Consider the following 583-nt stretch of genomic DNA (forward strand, 5'->3'; position numbering starts at 1 on the left):
TAGAAAACCACGATACGCAGCCACTGCAGGCGTTAGAGTCGACAGTAGATTGGTGGGTCAAGCCTCTTGCTTACGCATTCATTTTATTGCGTGAAGAAGGTTATCCATCGGTGTTCTACGCAGATTACTACGGCGCGCAGTACAGCGACAAAGGCTACAACATTAATATGGCCAAAGTGCCTTACATTGAAGAACTTGTAACACTGCGTAAAGAGTATGCGTATGGCAAACAGAATTCTTATCTCGACCATTGGGATGTGATTGGCTGGACCCGAGAGGGCGATGCTGAACATCCAAACTCAATGGCGGTGATCATGAGTGATGGACCAGGTGGCAAAAAATGGATGTATACCGGTAAGCCAAGCACGCGCTATGTCGACAAGCTGGGTATCCGAACTGAAGAAGTTTGGACCGATGCCAATGGCTGGGCAGAATTTCCTGTCAATGGTGGTTCAGTCTCGGTTTGGGTGGGCGTTAAGTAACGTCGTCCTGTGATTTTGATACAGAACATGCAAATTTCAATGAAACATTACATTTAATCAAGGTGTTATTTGATATTCATGTAACAAATGCGTAACTTATA

Annotated in this window: 1 protein-coding gene; it reads left to right on the top strand. The window is 44.9% G+C overall.

The features are described 5' to 3' along the window. Nucleotides 1-482 (top strand): alpha-amylase domain-containing protein (locus tag R7Z47_RS25990; RefSeq protein ID WP_318130918.1); only part of this gene is annotated, 482 nt, incomplete at its 5' end. Nucleotides 483-583: the final 101 nt, after the last annotated feature.

Origin of the sequence: Vibrio sp. 1641, from assembly GCF_033339995.1 — a bacterium.
Classification (GTDB): Bacteria; Pseudomonadota; Gammaproteobacteria; order Enterobacterales; family Vibrionaceae; genus Vibrio; species Vibrio alginolyticus.